Here is a 1,016-nt window from a genome sequence, read left to right as displayed (position 1 = left end):
TGGCGCCGCTGAGCTACACAGCCAAGGTGCTTGAACAGACCCCATAGATGGGGAGAGCCTGCCCGAGAGACGAGCAATCAACCTTGAAATTCAGTCGCTTAGGCAGCTTTTGGCCCTGTACGTAATGATTCCCTGCCGACCCTCGGAGACACGTTCGGTGTCAGTCTCGAAGGATCGAAATGGCCGTCTATGTTGTCACCTGGAATTTGAACCGAGAAGCCAACTACGACGCAAAGAGGACTGCGTTCCTCAAGCACCTGGAGCGCTACCAGAACGTAGCAGATCCTGATCTGGAGTCGGTCCGCTGGGTGTCCGGGGATATGAGCGCTCACGATCTATCTGCCGATCTTCAACAGAAGCTCGATAAGAATGACGGGATTTTTGTATCCCAGCTTGTCCGTGGCGAGTACCAAGGCTACCTCAGCAAGGCGACATGGGAATGGATCAGTCAGCGCCTTGACTGACACCGCCGAAGTCCAAGGGGTTCTGACGTGGTTGGGGCTCGGGGACCGCGACACCGGAGCCAGCAAGTGAATTGTTCGCTTGGACTCTTCAAAATTGGAGGGTCCAAGCCGCTGAGCTAGCTCAGAAATGAAGCCGACGGTCATAGCCGTCTCCCAAATTAGATGCTCTCGAAAGCGCGTGGCTGCAACGCCTTGGCAACATCATTGGAGATGCAACAGATTCGCGACGCACCATTGGTGATGCACCAAGATCACAGCGAGTCATTGGGACTGCACGTAGCTCAGCGCATCAATTGCTACAAGTTGCCGCGCAAGCTGCCCCAAATTCGCAGCGCTCAACAGACAATCAGGCCGGCGCCTGGAGTGGATCAGGGGCGTGACTGGTGGAGCCTGGATCGGGCAATGGCGTAATGAACATAATATACAGAATGCGGCTGACCGGAGCCGGAAAAGCCTTGTGAATCAATGGCTTTAGCGCGTGCGGCGCCTGGTGCTGCGAACACTACCAGCATCAGCACTGCCGCCGCCGCGCTTAACCTGTCCAGGACTGAG

The 1,016-nt window shown here is 56.1% G+C and carries 1 protein-coding gene and 1 pseudogene; one reads left to right on the top strand and one right to left on the bottom strand.

Going from position 1 to position 1,016, the window contains the following annotated elements:
* Positions 1 to 179 precede the first annotated feature (179 nt).
* Positions 180 to 464: a hypothetical protein gene (locus AC5P7R_RS22375; RefSeq protein WP_017354460.1), complete on the top strand. Its 285-nt coding sequence runs from the start codon at positions 180 to 182 to the stop codon at positions 462 to 464.
* A 368-nt stretch (positions 465 to 832) separates the two neighbouring features.
* Here the strand turns inward: AC5P7R_RS22375 and AC5P7R_RS22370 are convergent.
* Positions 833 to 1,016 (bottom strand): annotated as a pseudogene (locus AC5P7R_RS22370) (hypothetical protein); the annotation flags it as partial.

Source organism: Stenotrophomonas sp. YJH_SMC_27 (assembly GCF_059369815.1).
This window is presented reverse-complemented; position numbering and strand designations above follow the sequence as displayed.